This is a genomic window from Paenibacillus sp. sgz302115, from assembly GCF_056120445.1.
Genome location: NZ_JBVYOK010000016.1, coordinates 1 through 15,867 on the forward strand (window position 1 = coordinate 1; position 15,867 = coordinate 15,867).

The window sequence follows — 15,867 nt, forward strand, 5'->3', positions numbered from 1 at the left end:
GGCGCTTGTTCCACAAGCGCACGTTTGGTGGCGATAGCGGAGGGGTTCCACGCGTACCCATCCCGAACACGACCGTTAAGCCCTCCAGCGCCGATGGTACTTGGACCGAAGGGTCCTGGGAGAGTAGGACGCCGCCAAGCATTATTCCCTGATAGCTCAGTTGGTAGAGCACTCGACTGTTAATCGAGTTGTCACAGGTTCGAGTCCTGTTCGGGGAGCCATGCTCTCATAGCTCAGTAGGTAGAGTGCTTCCATGGTAAGGAAGAGGTCACCGGTTCGAATCCGGTTGAGAGCTCCACAAGTTTTTAGGCCCGTTGGTCAAGGGGTTAAGACACCTCCCTTTCACGGAGGTAACATGGGTTCGAATCCCATACGGGTCACCATTTATGATTTTTTTCATTTTCCCTAGAGGACAACCTTAGATATGGAGGCTTAGCTCAGCTGGGAGAGCATCTGCCTTACAAGCAGAGGGTCGGGGGTTCGAACCCCTCAGCCTCCACCATAATCGTCCTCGTGTTGGAAGAGATTGTGGGGATTTTATAGGTATCCATCGAAGGGGATTAGCCAAGCGGTAAGGCAACGGACTCTGACTCCGTCATCATAGGTTCGAATCCTATATCCCCTGCCAAATGCGAGCCATTAGCTCAGTTGGTAGAGCACCTGACTTTTAATCAGGGTGTCGAAGGTTCGAGTCCTTCATGGCTCACTTTTATTATTATTGTGCGCGTGTGGCGGAATGGCAGACGCACCAGACTTAGGATCTGGCGTCTTACGACGTGGGGGTTCAAGTCCCTTCACGCGCACCATCTAATTTGCGGACGTGGCTCAGCGGTAGAGCATCGCCTTGCCAAGGCGAGGGTCGCGGGTTCGATTCCCGTCGTCCGCTCCATAATATTTGCGCCCTTAGCTCAGCTGGATAGAGCGTTTGACTACGAATCAAAAGGTCGGGAGTTCGAATCTCTCAGGGCGCGCCATTTTATTTATTTTACAAAATAACGGGATGTAGCTCAGCTTGGTAGAGCACCTGGTTTGGGACCAGGGGGTCGCATGTTCAAATCGTGTCATCCCGATTTTATATCTGCGCGGGTGTAGTTCAATGGTAGAACTTCAGCCTTCCAAGCTGATAGCGTGGGTTCGATTCCCATCACCCGCTCCATAATTTTATATCGTTTCGGGATGTAGCTCAGCTTGGTAGAGCACCTGGTTTGGGACCAGGGGGTCGCATGTTCAAATCGTGTCATCCCGATAATTCAGCTTATTAGCTGACATGAGCTCTTACTTCGGTAAGGGTTTTTTGTTTTTAGAAACTTGCCCATAGCTCACTTAGGGACAGTGATGAGCTAAACTCTTTCTCCCCCACCCGATATGTGTCAGTAGCCTTCATAGGGGGCCTTAGTGGCTTTAGAGCGCTTGTTCAAAGTAGAGGCTTCGTCCACCCTTAATAGGCTTTTTTTAATAATCTATAACCGATCTATTTCATCTCAAAGCTATGTTTTAAGATCGGCTCTATACATAATTAAAGGTAGCGAATAATGAAGACGAAGGTGAACTTTTTTTGATCCATACGTTATTTTTATGGACGATTTGCAGAATCTTGGTACAAATTGTCTGCTGTAATTCCCAGAGGGAGCCTCCACTGTTAGCAAGAATTAACAACAGCAGTCCACAGTGGGCCTATTTGAATTGAAATTACAACAATCGTCCCGGGACTACCAAAAAATAACGCGTGAGTATAATTGACAACCGACTCTTCGGACCCAACTTTTATGCAAATTCGCGTAATGTATAATTACATAGTCGCTACATAAACCCGACGCGGATCAGACATTATAATAGGAAGAAATACATATTTTTTTTAGCACTGTATAAATAGCCGGATTGGTGTATAATCTTAATTGCTGTATCGCTTTACAGCGCAATAAAGTTGGAGATTTCCGGGCAGTTTTATTGTATGATATGAGGAAAGCTTCAAATAGACAATGTTAAAAGCATTGATCCGGAAGAGGATGGGGGGAGCAGCATGACCGAACTTACGACTGCCGTCAGCAAAAGCAACTCTAATAATCTGCTGCGGCGTGACGTACGGTTCCTGGGGAATATTTTGGGCGAGGTCTTGGTTCACCAAGGCGGCAACGAACTGCTGGAGATCGTGGAGAAAATCCGTGAGTCCAGTAAATCGCTGCGCTCATTGTTTTTGCCTGAACTGCACAATGAATTTAAGGAGCTAATTAATTCACTGGATCCGGAGAATCGCCACCAGGTGATACGGGCGTTCGCTATTTATTTTCAATTGGTGAACATTGCCGAGCAGAACCACCGGATTCGCCGCAAACGCGACTATGAACGATCTGCCGGGGAGACTGTACAGCCTGGTTCCATAGAGAGCGCAATTCAGGAGCTCCGGGAGCGGGATTTCTCGCATGAGGATGTTCATGAGATAATGAATGCTCTGTCTTTGGAGCTGGTCATGACGGCTCACCCTACGGAAGCCATGCGCCGGGCAATTCTCGATATTCATAAGCGGATCTCCGACGATGTTATGGGGTTGGATAATCCTACCCTGACCTTCCGCGAACGTGAACAGTTGCGTGAGAAGCTGCTTAATGAGGTCATTACCTTATGGCAGACGGATGAGCTGCGCGACCGCAAGCCTACGGTGCTCGATGAAGTGCGCAATGGAATGTATTATTTCCATGAGACTATTTTCCAGGTATTGCCGGACGTATATCAAGAACTTGAACGATGTTTGAGTAAATACTATCCGGGCCAGAACTGGCATGTACCGACGTATTTGCGTTTTGGTTCATGGATCGGCGGCGACCGCGACGGTAACCCATCGGTGACTTCTTCTGTTACCATGCAGACCCTGCGTTTGCAGCGTAAGCTGGCTATTCGGGAATATCAGCGGATTATGCGTGAGCTGATGCAGTACCTGAGCTTTAGTACAAGTATCGTCAAGGTGACGCCTGAGTTGCTGGAATCCATTGAGTCAGACCGGAGCGTTATCAGTCTGGATAAAGCGAAATCCTGGCATAACGATAATGAGCCTTACCGGATTAAGCTTGCCTACATGATTGCCAAGACGCAGAATGTTATGGACGATGAGAAAAAAGGTACGCCGGAGCGCTACTCCTCTCTGGAAGAATTTATAGATGATTTGAATGTGATCGACCGCAGTCTGCGGCATCACTATGCGGATTATGTAGCCGATACCTACATTAAGAAGCTGATCCGCCAGGTAGAGTTGTTTGGATTTCATACGGCAACACTGGATGTTCGCCAGCACAGTCAAGAGCATGAGAATGCGATGACGGAGATTCTGGCCAAAATGAACGTGACGCAGGATTATGCCAAACTGCAGGAGAACGAGAAAATCGTGCTTCTGGAAAAACTGCTGAACGATCCGCGCCCGTTGACTTCTCCGTATCAGACATACACCGAGAGTACGGAGGAATGTCTTTCGGTATACCGTACTATTTTTATGGCGCAAGAGGAGTACGGCAAACAGTGTATTACAAGTTACCTGATCAGTATGGCCGAAGCAACAAGCGATATTCTCGAGGTAATGGTGTTCGCCAAGGAAGTAGGCTTATTCCGTAAAGACAACGATGGTACTGTCGTGTGTACTTTGCAGGCTGTACCGTTGTTTGAGACGATTGATGATCTCCATAATGCACCGCAAATCATGCATACACTGCTTAGCCTGCCGATTTATCGTGATGCGGTAAGAGCGATGAATGATTTACAGGAAATTATGCTGGGATATTCGGACAGCAACAAAGACGGCGGTGTGGTCACTGCGAACTGGGAATTGCGTGTTGCCCTAAAAGAAATCACAGCCACGGCTGATAAATTTGGCATCAAGCTGAAATTTTTCCATGGCCGCGGCGGTGCGCTTGGCCGCGGGGGGATGCCGCTAAACCGCAGTATTCTTGCCCAACCGGCTTCGACAATTGGCGGCGGCATTAAAATTACAGAGCAAGGGGAGGTTATCTCCTCCCGCTATTCGATGCAGGGCATTGCCTATCGCAGTCTCGAGCAGGCAACCTCCGCTCTGGTTACGGCAGCGATGCATGCAAGATCACCGCAAGCGGACCTTAATGAAGAGAAATGGGAACAAATTATAGCGAATATCTCTGAGGTCTCGCTGAACAAATATCAGGATCTGATCTTCCGTGATCCCGATTTCTTAAGCTACTTTAAGGAATCCACTCCGCTTCCTGAGGTCGGGGAGCTTAATATCGGCTCGCGCCCTTCCAAACGGAAGAACAGCGACCGGTTCGAAGATCTGCGTGCGATTCCTTGGGTTTTCGCCTGGACGCAGAGCCGTTATCTGCTGCCGGCCTGGTATGCCGCAGGAACAGGCTTGCAGAGCTTCTATGATGACAAAGAAGAGAACCTGCAGATTATGCAGCATATGTATGCTAATTTTTCGTTCTTCACTACGCTGATTGATACGCTTCAAATGGCAATAGCCAAGGCGGATCTGATTATCGCCAAGGAATACGCCGGTATGGGCAAAAATGAGGAAGCGCGTCAGCGTATCTTTGGACAAATCGAAGCTGAATTCAAGCTGACGTCTGAGCTGATTCTCAAAATCACCGGCCAGCAGGAGATTCTGGATAACGTTCCTGTCATCCAGGAATCCATCCGCCTGCGGAATCCTTACGTAGATCCGCTCAGCTATCTGCAGGTACAGCTCCTATCCGAGCTCAGAGCCCTTCGCGAGGTCGAAGGCGATGACGCCGAGCTGCTGCGTGAGGTGCTGCTCACCATCAACGGCATTGCCGCCGGTCTTCGGAATACCGGCTGATGCCTTTGCTGTTCAATTTTGAACACTAGCTGGTTATGACCTTGATCTTGTTGTCTTGGTTTTGACCTACGCATCGTTTGTCTTTGGAATATTGTGTTGTTGTAGTTGAAGTCGGCAAAGCCGCTTCCCAGCCCGTTCGCCTCAGTAATTGAGGCCGGACGGGCTTTTTTTGTTTGTGAAATCGAAGCCGCTGGAACCAAGCAGCTTCCTGCCTTTTGCCCCTCCCCCCATTGTTGCCAAGATGTATTTTGGGCCGAGCAACAGGCATTGGAACTTCCGCGAATGGAGCGGCGTAGAGGAAATTTGGAATTGGAGGAGCGCAGCGTTCGCCTTTATTGTCAGATTTCTACCGCGGGCAGCGGTTTCCAATCAGGAAATCTGACAATAACAGCGACCGGAAATCCAAATGTTCCTCGAAGCCTGCGACTAATGAGCGGATACATTTTTCCGAATGCCAAAGCATCTCCCCAATATACATAGAAGGTAACAATCCATACCTTGATTTTTGAACAAACATGAATTACGATTTAAATGCTTGTACCGTGGACATTCAAGATATGAAATACCAAGGGCGGCAAGTCTGGGGGAGTTAACAGGTGGAGAATCTGGAAGGCAGATTGACAAAGCTCGCCTTGAAAGGCGACCAAAGAGCGTTTGCCGAGCTTGTGGAACTATATAAAGACAAAATATATCATCTGGCTTACCGGATGCTGAACAACCGCCACGAAGCGGAGGATATCGTTCAGGAGACTTTTTTGCGTGTGTATCGAAATTTGGACCGTTATGATGACAAACAGAAATTCTCAACTTGGATCTACCGCATCGGCACTAATCTTTGCATTGACAGACTTCGCAAGCGGCGGCCGACGTATTCACTGGATGCCGAGATGAACGACCAGGAAGGCATTGACGGCTATTCCATGATCCCAAGTGATAATGTGACACCGGAAACGGAACTGCTGCTCTCCGAGACACAGGGGCTGATCTATGAGGCCATTGACAGTTTACCTGTGAAATACAGGTCAGTGATGATTTTGCGCTATTTGCAGGATTTGTCGCTTCAGGAGATCAGTGATGTGCTGGATATGCCCGTAACAACGATTAAGACCCGCGTTCACCGCGGCCGTGAATTTTTGCGTAAAAAATTAGGCCCCAAATTGTAAAAATAGATTATTTTTTATGAAACGTCATCTTGGCAGCGACGTATGTAAGTTAAGCAAGTCTTATGCGCCCTGCCCCTTTGCCTTGAAATAATTAAATAGCGCTCATGAAAGGATTGGCTCCTATGGAATGCAAACTGGCCGTCTCTATGATGCATGACTACCTGGATGACGACTTGCCCGAACTGCAGCAGAGGGAATTGAAGGAGCATCTTTTATCCTGTACAGATTGCCGTGCAAAGTTCAAAGAATTGGAACAGACCGATATGCTGATGTTTTCCCTGATGCACCAGAATCCTGTTGCCTCGGAGGAGCTTGTTGACCGGATTATGAATTCATTACCGAAACCCAAGAAGGAGCGCGCGTTTGTTACCTGGATTAAACGGCATCCTGCGCTTACAGCGGCGTCAGTATTTGTTCTAGTGATGCTGATGAGCTCTGTTACTTTTTGGAATCAGGACAGACAGCTTGTGGTCAGAGGAACCGATCTGGAACAGGTTGTCATCAAAGGAGATACGGTTATCGTACCTTCCGGCAAAACAATATCCGGCGATCTTACGGTGGAGAATGGTAAAACTCAGGTATACGGTGAAGTTAACGGCAATGTGACTGTGATCGACGGCTCTTTGTACCAGGCATCAACAGCTCATATCTCCGGGCAAGTCAAAAGCATAGACCAAGCGGTAAGCTGGCTCTGGTATAAAGTGACGAACATGTTCTCTGAAGTTGCCTACCGTTAAGGAACACCTGGTTGCTTTTAGCAGAAATATCATTTGCGCCTCTTTTTCCGGAAAGATGGCGCTTTTTTGTTGTCTGCAAACCGTACTGCCTCAATCTCTGCCCGCCCAAACTTGCAACCTGGGCTGGAACGTTATAACCTAGATATGAACCAGAGCTTACAGAGCTTTTACATAAACCCAGCTAATATGAAATGACGGGGGTTTTGGCATGAGTTATTTTTCCGACATGACATGGAAGGATTCCATTAAAGATATAATCGACATTCTGATCGTCAGCTACATTATCTACAAAGTGCTCAATATGGTGCGCGGAACCAGAGCGGTTCAACTGCTTAAGGGTATTCTGGTGCTGGTTGTGATCTGGGCAGTGAGCACCTTGCTGGACCTGTATACGCTGAAATGGCTGATGAACCAGATTTTTACGTTTGGTATATTTGCGGTATTTATCATCTTTCAGCCGGAACTGCGAAGGGGGCTGGAGCAGCTTGGACGGGGTAAAATTTTTGGACGGGCCACCGAGAATGACGAGGAGCTCAGCAAGCTGATCGGTGAAGTGATTAAAGCCGTGAATTATTTGGCGCAGCGGAAAATTGGAGCATTGATTGTCTTCGAAAGAGCTACTGGACTTAACGAATATACGGAGTCTGGTATCCCAATGCGCTCAGTGGTCAGCTCCGAGCTGCTTATCAATATTTTCATCCCCAATACGCCACTGCATGACGGGGCGCTGATTATGCAGGATGGGCAGATTGCTGCCGCTGCCTGTTATTTGCCGCTGTCGGAGAATCCGTTCATCAGCAAGGAGCTGGGAACGCGCCACCGTGCGGCGATTGGGATCAGTGAGGTGGCAGACTCCGTGTCTGTTGTGGTTTCGGAAGAGACCGGCCAGATTTCGCTGGCGATCAACGGACAGATCGTGCGTGATATTAAGGAAGAATCCTTGATATCCAAGCTGTATCAGGAGCTGCGTGTCACTTCTATGCTGCAGGAGAAACGTTCCGCTTTCTGGAAACGGAAGGGGGAGAAGAGCAATGGATAAATGGATGAAGAATAATAACTTCAACAAAATTCTAGCTCTTGCCCTGGCCATCATCTTGTGGACGATTGTCCATGTAGATACAGCGCCTACTAGTCAGACTACTGTAAGCACCGAATCCAAAATTATTGAAAATATAAATATAGACGTTAAAGGATTTGATGAGGAAAAGTATGTTATGACTAAGGATGCCGAAAGTGTAAGGCTGGAGGTTCGCGGCAAAAAGTCGGATCTCACTTACAAGTTTTCGGACGCTTATAAAGTGTGGATTGATCTAAGTAATGTACAGCCGGGGGATACTACACTTCCGCTGCATTATTCATTGCCCAGTGGTGTAATTCTGGAGGGGATTACGCCGAACGATGTGAATGTGCATGTGGAGCTCCGAAACACCAAGTCTTTTCCGATATCGGTTATTACCAAGGGGCAGCCGGCTGCGGGTTATCTGGTGGGAACCCCTGTCGTGGAGCCGGCGGGAACAGCAGAGGTTACAATGGCTGACAGCGAACTGAGCAAGATTGCCAAGGTGCAGGGAGTCATTCAGTTGAATGGCGAGAGCGACAACATTACGGAAAATAAGCTGAAGCTGTACGCGTATGACAGCAGCGGCAACGAGATTAAGGATGCGGTCATTGAACCATCTTCCGTATCTGTGGAGCTGCCGATAACCCTTCCATCCAAAATCCTGCCGCTGGATATCAGCTTTACCGGCCAGTTGCCTGGTTCGCTGGCTTTGTCCCGGGTAACGCCTGAACAGGATACAGTAACGGTATATGGTACAGAAGCGACGCTAGCGTCTCTTTCGTCCTATGAAGCGACGCTGGATCTCAGCACTATTGATTCCGCAGGCACGAAGCAGTTGAAGCTGGAGCTGGCACCGCCAAAAGGAACCCAGAAGGTTGAACCGGGAGCAGTAAATGTCTCGGTAGTGACTTCGGAAGTTGCCGAGAAGACCATCGACAATATCCCGATCAAGCTCGAAGGCGTAGATAAAGGGCTTACCGCTCAGATCACGGACCCAGCCGGTAAAGCTGTTACCCTGACTGTATCTGGAGCACCGAACCTGCTCAATCAACTAGACAAGAATAATATCAGTGTAGTGGCGGATGTGGTTGGCCTTGGGGCCGGGAGTCATGAGGTAGTTCTGCATGTATCCTTGCCAAGATTCATCTCACTGGGCAACGCCTCACAGCGGCTCACCGCGACCGTAGAGCTGTTGGCTGCGGCAACGCCGGCGGTCTCCGGGGCAACGGATAAGGGTGGAAGCGTGAGTGCACCGACCCCAGAGCCAAGCGCTGAACCCGCTTCAGGGCAGGGCAATGTGACAGTTCCCACACAAAGCAGCGAAAATACTGCTACAACAACACCGGCTCCATCCGATATCCCTGCGGAGAACAATGGGACGACTGACGTTAATGGGAATGGCGATAGTGCCAACGGTACTGGTGGGACGTAACTTTTTAAAGTAGAATACGTCTAATAATATGTGTTATAAGCACACGCAATAAAAAATCATTCATACAATAATTCAATAAGCTATAGCAGCGTATCCAAAGGAGAAAACAAATGGGGAAGTATTTCGGAACAGATGGTGTGCGCGGAGTCGCAAACCGTGAATTAACAGCAGAGATGGCCTACAGTATCGGCCGCTGCGGAGGATATGTGTTAGCAGGTAATGTAGAGAAGCCGAAGGTTGTTATAGGCATGGACACGCGTATTTCCGGCCCGTTACTGGAATCGGCGCTTGTAGCCGGCATGTTGTCTATTGGTGCTGAGGTTATTCGGCTCGGTGTCGTAAGCACGCCTGCTGTGGCTTATATTACAAGATTGCTCAAGGCTGATGCCGGAGTAATGATATCCGCCTCACATAATCCGGTCGAAGATAACGGCATTAAGTTCTTTGGCGGAGACGGCTTCAAGCTTACAGATGAAACCGAGCTGCGGATTGAAGAACTGATGGATGCAGAGAAGGATGAGCTGCCACGGCCTGTAGGAGCAGGTCTCGGGACAGTTACAGTAGATAATGATGCTAAATATCTATATCTTGAATATCTTAAGACTACGATTTCCGAGAGCTTTAAGGGAATGAAGGTTGTGCTCGACTGCGCTCATGGAGCAGCCTATGAGCTGGCACCACGTCTGTTCAGAGAGCTTGGCGCAGAAGTGGTTGCCATCGGGGCAGAACCGGATGGGCTGAACATTAATGATGGCTTCGGTTCCACGCATCCTGAAGCTCTGCGCGAGGAAGTGCTGCGTCAAGGAGCGGATTTGGGGCTTGCTTTTGACGGGGATGCCGACCGGCTGATTGCCATCGACGAAAAAGGCGAAGAAGTTGACGGGGATTTTATCCTATGTATTTGCGGGGATGCCATGAACCGTGCCGGCAAGCTTAAGGATGGAACCATTGTTTCCACAGTTATGAGCAATATCGGTTTCTATAAAGCAACAGAGAAATTATCGCTGAATACAGCAAAAACCGCGGTCGGTGACCGTTATGTCATGGAAGAAATGCGCCGTGGCGGATACAATCTGGGCGGAGAGCAGTCGGGCCATGTTATTTTCCTGGATTACAATACTACAGGTGACGGCATCCTGACGGCGATCCAACTGGTAGATACCATGAAGTCATCGGGCAAGAAGCTCAGCGTCTTGAAATCAATGATGACTAAATATCCGCAGGTGCTTGTAAATGTGCGTGTGCAGGATAAGAGCAATTACCCGAACAATCCGGCGATTGAAGCCGCAATCGAGGAAGTGGAGAGCAAGCTGGGCGACAATGGCCGTGTGCTGGTGCGTCCTTCAGGAACCGAGCCGCTGATCCGCGTAATGGCGGAAGGGCCGGATAAGGCTGAATTGGATCTTTACGTAGGGCAAATTGTTGATGTGGTACAGCGTGAATTGGTATAAATCAGTACTGTTAGTGTGGTGAATGATCAGCCGGTGGAAGGAAATGCTTGATATGGCTTCACCGGCTGAATGTTTTGATTGTTCAGTTTCTTGTGCAACTGGAAATTATTTCTCTATTGCAGCATTGCCAAAACGATGTAAGGTGCATATAATAGATTAAGTGTCATTCCAGAAGGAAAGCGGGGATAGTAAGGTTAACAACCGTAAGCGCCAGAGCTTGATCTTGCGCGGGGGAGAAGGGACGGCCTTAAGTTGCCCATCAGGGCAAGGCTTGAACGGATCACGGCAGATGTAAGCTGACGAGGTGGAGGTGTTCGAAATGTTCGGCGGGGACCTCCCGGTGATGCACCAGAGCCGTAAATGGAAACGGAAAATGCGAGGGCGACCTTTCACACAACGTTTCTGTGGGTGCAGACAGTAATGAACAATTCATGGGTATGCGCAATAACGGAAAGAAACACAGAGCATTCTGCCGCGGCAGAGGAGAAGACTGTGCATTTCATGAACCATATGCAGCAGATGCTATCATTATAAGGATGATACAGCCGGTTCCACTTGTTGAGTAGAAATGACAACAGAATATTTGCTTTTTCTCAAAAACATGCCGCACGGCACGTTTCTTTCCTTATGCCGCCCACACTACGATAATTTGGACGGAGGAAAATATAATGTGTGGTATTGTAGGATATATCGGGAATCAGAATTCGCAGGGGATCTTGATTGAGGGTCTGAAGAAGCTGGAGTATCGCGGGTACGATTCGGCAGGGATTGCCGTATTTACCAAGGAAGGTCTTCAAGTTGTAAAAGCGCAGGGACGTATGGCGAACCTGGAATCGAGACTGGAAGCTACACCGCTGACAGGCAGTGCCGGAATCGGTCATACCCGCTGGGCAACACATGGCAAGCCTTCCGATGCGAACTCCCACCCTCACACCGATGAGAGCCAGAAGTTCTCGGTCGTTCACAACGGGATTATTGAAAATTATCTGGAGCTCAAAGAAGAACTGATTGCCGGAGGATGCCACTTTACTTCCGAAACGGATACAGAGGTCATTTCCCACCTGATCGCCCGTGAGTATGAAGGAGATATTGTGAAGGCTGTTCAAAAAGCGATTACCTTCATGCGTGGTGCTTTTGCACTTGGCGTTCTGACTGAATATGAGCCTGATAAGCTGGTGGCTGTGCGTCAAGCAAGCCCGCTGATTATTGGTCTCGGGGATGGCGAAAACTTTATCGGGTCCGATATTCCAGCTTTGCTGAAATATACCCGCAAGGTATATATTTTGAACGACGGCGAAATGGCTGTATTGACACGGGATGCTGTCGAATTGATGACGATTGAAGGCAATTTTATTTCTCGGGAAATGATTACTGTCGATTGGGATGCAGTTACCGCAGAAAAAGGCGGCTATGAGCATTTCATGCTGAAAGAAATTCACGAGCAGCCTAAGGCTTACCGCGATACGATGCGCGGCCGGATGAATGCTGAAGGCAACAAGGTTATTTTGCCGGAGCTGAACCTGACTGTAGAACAGATCAAAAACATTCGCAACATCCAGATCGTTGCTTGTGGTACTGCCTATAACGCAGGTCTCGTTGGACGTAATCTGATTGAGTCGTTGGTGCGCATTCCTGTAGAGAACGATATTGCTTCGGAGTACCGTTACCGGTCACCGATTGTAACCCCGGAAACTCTGGTGATTGTAGTCAGCCAATCGGGTGAAACTGCAGATACGCTGGCAGCGCTGCGCGAAGGTCAAGCGAACGGTGCACATGTGCTGGCAATCACTAACGTAGTTGGTAGTTCCATTGCCCGTGAAGCTAATGATGTGCTGGTGACCTTGGCAGGGCCGGAAATCGCAGTAGCATCTACCAAAGCTTATACTTCCCAGTTGATCGCATTTGCTTTGCTTGCGCTCTACTTGGCTGAAGTGCGCGGAACACAGACTGAAGCGCAGGTAACCAGAATTCTGGCCGCTATGCAAGCATTGCCAGAGCAGGTTGAACAAATTCTGGAGAAAAAAGAAGCGATTAAAACATACGCTGAGCAAATCTCTGAGCATGAGCACCTGTTCTTTATTGGACGCGGCGTAGATTATGCAGTAGCTCAAGAAGGCTCGCTGAAGCTGAAAGAAATCTCCTACATTCATTCCGAAGCTTATGCGGCGGGTGAATTGAAGCACGGCACCCTGGCGCTGATCGAGGAAGGTATTCCGGTCATTGCTCTGGCTACTCAGGATTCCGTCCTGGAGAAAACCGTCAGCAACATCAAGGAAGTGAAAGCCCGCGGCGCAGACGTCCTGGCAATCACTCACGAAGAGCATGTTACCGACCTGTTGAAATCCGTCGACCAGGCCTTCGTCATTCCTAAGACGCTGCCAATGCTGACTCCTGCATTGTCCGTAGTTGCGCTGCAATTGCTGGCATACTACGCTTCGCTGGCCCTGGGCCACGATGTCGATAAACCACGTAACTTGGCGAAAAGTGTAACGGTTGAGTAGGGAGTAGGGTGACAGTAGTATAGATGAATGCGTTAAAAAATGTTTGTAACTGAAAAATAAAGATTGTAACTGAAAAATAAAGATTGTAACTAAATAAAAAAGTGTGTAACCAATAGATTTACATCATGGGCTGTCCTTCAAGGTGAGGACGGCCCAATTTTGTTTCGAATGGGGGAATAGTGATGAATATGATAGGCGAAAAAGTTAAGGCCATTCGAAAGAAGCACAACTTAAGTCAGATTGACTTTGCTGAAATAATTGGGATTTCACAAGGAAGACTAAGTGAGATCGAACAGGGGAAGACAAAACCGTCTGCTGAGACTCTTAATGAGTTAAGAAATAAGTTTTATGTTGATTTAAACTGGCTATTTGGCGAAGATAATTAGGGGAATTGAGCTCTGCTTTCAGGACATAGAAGATGCTCTTATTAAAATTGAGCATAACTTCTGCATTATCGGTGAACTAGATGGGATTTATCAATTAGAGACCTCAAATAGAATGCATAACCAAAAAGTCTGTGAACATACAAAAGAAGTAGTAAAGAATTTAGATTTAATTAGTATAAGGACCTTGATGACGATGATAAATTGATAGTTAAATTAGCTGAAAATTTCCATACATTGGAAAGGGTTCGAAAATAAGATAATCAAGGATAACAAGAAAGCTTTGGATTTGTTGAATAAATGCAAATAAAGAAGAAATGTTTTCTCAGTAAAAAATTCGAAGTTAATCCAGACTCAAAGCTCGAACCAGGTGGAACTAATAATCTATATGCAATGACCGCTTGCATTTGTTTATTATTGCTTTATACAAATGAAAGCGGTGATAGAGATGTATGGACATCTGTTCTTGATGTTGAAGACCTTCGTGATGGTATACCATCGCAGTGATTTGCATCAATTTGTTTCCTTAATCTTGGATAGAATTGATGAATTGGTATGACCGGATTCATTGTAACAGATGTATTAGCTGCAGTTTTGTATGTTCAAGCTCTTTCCAATCGACAATATCCACAGAATCAGGTGAAGCATCAATTTCATCTTTACGTAAAAGGCCAAATAATTGATTGAATGTGCCTTTATACATCTTTTCATACTCATGTATTTGTCGAGTTACTAATTCAAGCCTTTGCTTTGGTATACTAAGGGTCCGCAACCACTTTATTTGAGAATTCCATTGGATCTGTAGAGCGTATGAAGGGTTTTGCCAACCTTCAAGCACAACCTTGGGGATTTTCTGATTCCCTTTAGCTCCAACAGCCTCAAGACCCTTTTCAATATACTTATATAGCATGGTTCGAGAAACGGAAAGCAACGCAGCAGCATCAGTAATGTTTATAAGGGTGTGGGGGTTATAAAAGTATTCAAGATGCCCATTCGTAGTTGATTGATAAAACCAAAAGTCAAATAATAACTTAGTTTCAAGGAATTCGACCGGTTCTATAGTCATTGTTTCGGATAATAGCATAATTCTTTTTAGAGTGGATAGATGCTCTTCAGAAAAGAGAAATTCAGTATCCAATCTGAAATTGACTTTCCATGACTTAATGAATAAAAGGACATCTGGAGTATGGTTAGAGAAATTCATTATGAAATTCTGTAATATGAATAACATTTCCTTTTGTAAAAGGTTGATATCTGCCTGTTCAATTGCTTTGTTAATTTGAGACTCTGTGACCCAATAAACGTCAGATTGCATTATCCACCTCAGAATTTAGTCTTTGAGTTAATCATACTTGTGATTTGCAGTTTTGTAAATGTGTAAACCATAAGAGGAATAAATGGCACAGCAAATAAACGTTTGCTTTCATTCTTTTGAAGAAAAAGAGAACAGTATAATAATATCTCCTAGAGTAAATGATGCTGAACCCTATTTAATGCGAATGCTCGAAATCAACGAGAAAACGATGTACCAAAAAGTCATTTCCTTCTTGGTTAGAAGAGATATAATACAGACTTCGTGTATCCTTGGAAATCAAGTGTTCGCCTTGGCAAAAACGAGCGCACACTACCTTCTTCAACAATTTCACGCGTCTTAAGAGGGGCCTGCGGTGCGGTTAACGGTCGTGGAATCAAGCGCTCTGGATAAGAAAAAAGCACATACGATCGACAAGCGTGCCCAGCAAGAGTGCGAACACGTGATAAAAGCGATAAGGGCCCGAGAAAGGCTTGTGTTTCATTGCAAGCAGGATGCGCAGAGCGCGTTGAAGCAATGGTTGAGCGATTATCCGTTGAGCTTTTATAGACTCGAAGTGCGTATCGAATAGGTGGAAGAAATCTTGCGCCCCGCGGTCGTCCGAAAAAGGACTCGGTGACGAATTGGGCGACCCACTGTCGAATTGTTTATGAACTGCTGTTCCCTGACGAGGAAACGATCCAAACCACTCGCCGCAAGGCAACCCGATTTGTACTCGTCTCTAAAGTACCAGAGGAGCTTCAGGGAAGAACAATGGATGCGTCCGCGATCCTGCAGACATACAAGGGACAAATTGGGGTAGAGTGCAATTTCTCGATCTTAAAAGGCCTTTATCTTGTCGATGAAATATACTTGAAGTAACCGCATCGTGAAGTGCTGGGCTATTTGTTTCTGATCCCTTATTGGTGTACCATGCGATTCAAGGCAGAGTTCGTAGTCAGACGAGCACGAGCACAAAACGAAATCTGGAACAGCATACGACACGGGAGATTTTCCTTCTGCTGGAATATATGCA

10 protein-coding genes, 12 tRNA genes and 1 rRNA gene are annotated in these 15,867 nt (G+C 47.1%); 22 read left to right on the plus strand and 1 reads right to left on the minus strand.

From position 1 onward, the window contains the following. Positions 1–23: 23 nt before the first annotated feature. The 21 genes from rrf (at position 24) to AC0LWN_RS24155 (ending at position 13,543) form a co-directional block, all read left to right on the plus strand. A 5S ribosomal RNA gene (rrf, locus tag AC0LWN_RS24055) occupies positions 24–140 on the plus strand. Positions 141–145: 5 nt separating this feature from the next. Next, positions 146–221: transfer RNA gene (locus AC0LWN_RS24060), tRNA-Asn, on the plus strand. Between the two features lies 1 nt (position 222). Beyond that, positions 223–298, plus strand: a tRNA-Thr gene (locus tag AC0LWN_RS24065). Between the two features lie 10 nt (positions 299–308). Further along, a tRNA-Glu gene (locus tag AC0LWN_RS24070) sits at positions 309–383 on the plus strand. Between the two features lie 43 nt (positions 384–426). Further along, a tRNA-Val gene (locus AC0LWN_RS24075) sits at positions 427–502 on the plus strand. Positions 503–554: 52 nt separating this feature from the next. Then, positions 555–628 (plus strand) — tRNA-Gln (locus AC0LWN_RS24080). Positions 629–633: 5 nt separating this feature from the next. Further along, positions 634–706 (plus strand) — tRNA-Lys (locus AC0LWN_RS24085). A 16-nt stretch (positions 707–722) separates the two neighbouring features. After that, a tRNA-Leu gene (locus AC0LWN_RS24090) sits at positions 723–806 on the plus strand. 8 nt (positions 807–814) lie between these two features. Further along, positions 815–889, plus strand: a tRNA-Gly gene (locus AC0LWN_RS24095). Between the two features lie 8 nt (positions 890–897). Next, positions 898–974 (plus strand) — tRNA-Arg (locus AC0LWN_RS24100). A 22-nt stretch (positions 975–996) separates the two neighbouring features. After that, positions 997–1,070 (plus strand) — tRNA-Pro (locus AC0LWN_RS24105). Positions 1,071–1,082: 12 nt separating this feature from the next. Beyond that, positions 1,083–1,156, plus strand: a tRNA-Gly gene (locus tag AC0LWN_RS24110). Positions 1,157–1,172: 16 nt separating this feature from the next. Continuing rightward, positions 1,173–1,246, plus strand: a tRNA-Pro gene (locus AC0LWN_RS24115). A 774-nt stretch (positions 1,247–2,020) separates the two neighbouring features. Further along, entirely contained in the window at positions 2,021–4,813 is a 2,793-nt protein-coding gene (gene ppc / locus AC0LWN_RS24120) for a phosphoenolpyruvate carboxylase (RefSeq protein WP_474669840.1), read from the plus strand. A 596-nt stretch (positions 4,814–5,409) separates the two neighbouring features. After that, complete coding sequence (gene sigW / locus AC0LWN_RS24125) at positions 5,410–5,976, plus strand: RNA polymerase sigma factor SigW (protein WP_042239892.1); 567 nt, start codon at positions 5,410–5,412, stop codon at positions 5,974–5,976. A 122-nt stretch (positions 5,977–6,098) separates the two neighbouring features. Beyond that, on the plus strand, positions 6,099–6,713 hold the full coding sequence (locus AC0LWN_RS24130) for a zf-HC2 domain-containing protein (protein ID WP_474669842.1): 615 nt from the start codon (positions 6,099–6,101) through the stop codon (positions 6,711–6,713). A gap of 208 nt (positions 6,714–6,921) precedes the next feature. Then, positions 6,922–7,752: a diadenylate cyclase CdaA gene (cdaA, locus tag AC0LWN_RS24135; protein WP_458966350.1), complete on the plus strand. Its 831-nt coding sequence runs from the start codon at positions 6,922–6,924 to the stop codon at positions 7,750–7,752. Next, positions 7,745–9,205 carry a CdaR family protein gene (locus AC0LWN_RS24140; RefSeq protein ID WP_474669844.1) on the plus strand — a complete coding sequence of 487 codons (1,461 nt, stop codon included), beginning with the start codon at positions 7,745–7,747 and terminating at the stop codon, positions 9,203–9,205. Before cdaA ends, AC0LWN_RS24140 begins: the two co-directional genes overlap by 8 nt. 110 nt (positions 9,206–9,315) lie before the next feature. Further along, positions 9,316–10,656, plus strand: coding sequence for a phosphoglucosamine mutase (glmM, locus tag AC0LWN_RS24145; RefSeq protein ID WP_474669846.1), 1,341 nt, complete (start codon positions 9,316–9,318; stop codon positions 10,654–10,656). Between the two features lie 668 nt (positions 10,657–11,324). Then, positions 11,325–13,157, plus strand: a complete 1,833-nt coding sequence (glmS, locus tag AC0LWN_RS24150; protein WP_474669848.1) for a glutamine--fructose-6-phosphate transaminase (isomerizing) — start codon at positions 11,325–11,327, stop codon at positions 13,155–13,157. Between the two features lie 182 nt (positions 13,158–13,339). Then, positions 13,340–13,543 (plus strand): helix-turn-helix domain-containing protein, encoded by a 204-nt coding sequence (locus tag AC0LWN_RS24155; RefSeq protein ID WP_474669850.1) that lies wholly within the window; start codon positions 13,340–13,342, stop codon positions 13,541–13,543. Between the two features lie 562 nt (positions 13,544–14,105). On the opposite strand, the gene AC0LWN_RS24160 is transcribed toward AC0LWN_RS24155, so the two are convergent. Next, positions 14,106–14,855, minus strand: coding sequence for a helix-turn-helix domain-containing protein (locus tag AC0LWN_RS24160; RefSeq protein ID WP_474669852.1), 750 nt, complete (start codon positions 14,853–14,855; stop codon positions 14,106–14,108). Between the two features lie 612 nt (positions 14,856–15,467). Here AC0LWN_RS24160 and AC0LWN_RS24165 point away from each other — a divergent pair. Next, on the plus strand, positions 15,468–15,713 hold the full coding sequence (locus AC0LWN_RS24165) for a hypothetical protein (RefSeq protein WP_474669854.1): 246 nt from the start codon (positions 15,468–15,470) through the stop codon (positions 15,711–15,713). Positions 15,714–15,867: the final 154 nt, after the last annotated feature.

Coding starts and splice junctions, on each gene's coding strand:
- AC0LWN_RS24155 (WP_474669850.1), top strand. CDS start 13,340: ATGAATATGATAGGCGAAAAAGTTAAGGCCATTCGAAAGAAGCACAAC.
- glmM (WP_474669846.1), top strand. CDS start 9,316: ATGGGGAAGTATTTCGGAACAGATGGTGTGCGCGGAGTCGCAAACCGT.
- AC0LWN_RS24130 (WP_474669842.1), top strand. CDS start 6,099: ATGGAATGCAAACTGGCCGTCTCTATGATGCATGACTACCTGGATGAC.
- cdaA (WP_458966350.1), top strand. CDS start 6,922: ATGAGTTATTTTTCCGACATGACATGGAAGGATTCCATTAAAGATATA.
- glmS (WP_474669848.1), top strand. CDS start 11,325: ATGTGTGGTATTGTAGGATATATCGGGAATCAGAATTCGCAGGGGATC.
- AC0LWN_RS24160 (WP_474669852.1), bottom strand. CDS start 14,855: ATGCAATCTGACGTTTATTGGGTCACAGAGTCTCAAATTAACAAAGCA.
- ppc (WP_474669840.1), top strand. CDS start 2,021: ATGACCGAACTTACGACTGCCGTCAGCAAAAGCAACTCTAATAATCTG.
- AC0LWN_RS24140 (WP_474669844.1), top strand. CDS start 7,745: ATGGATAAATGGATGAAGAATAATAACTTCAACAAAATTCTAGCTCTT.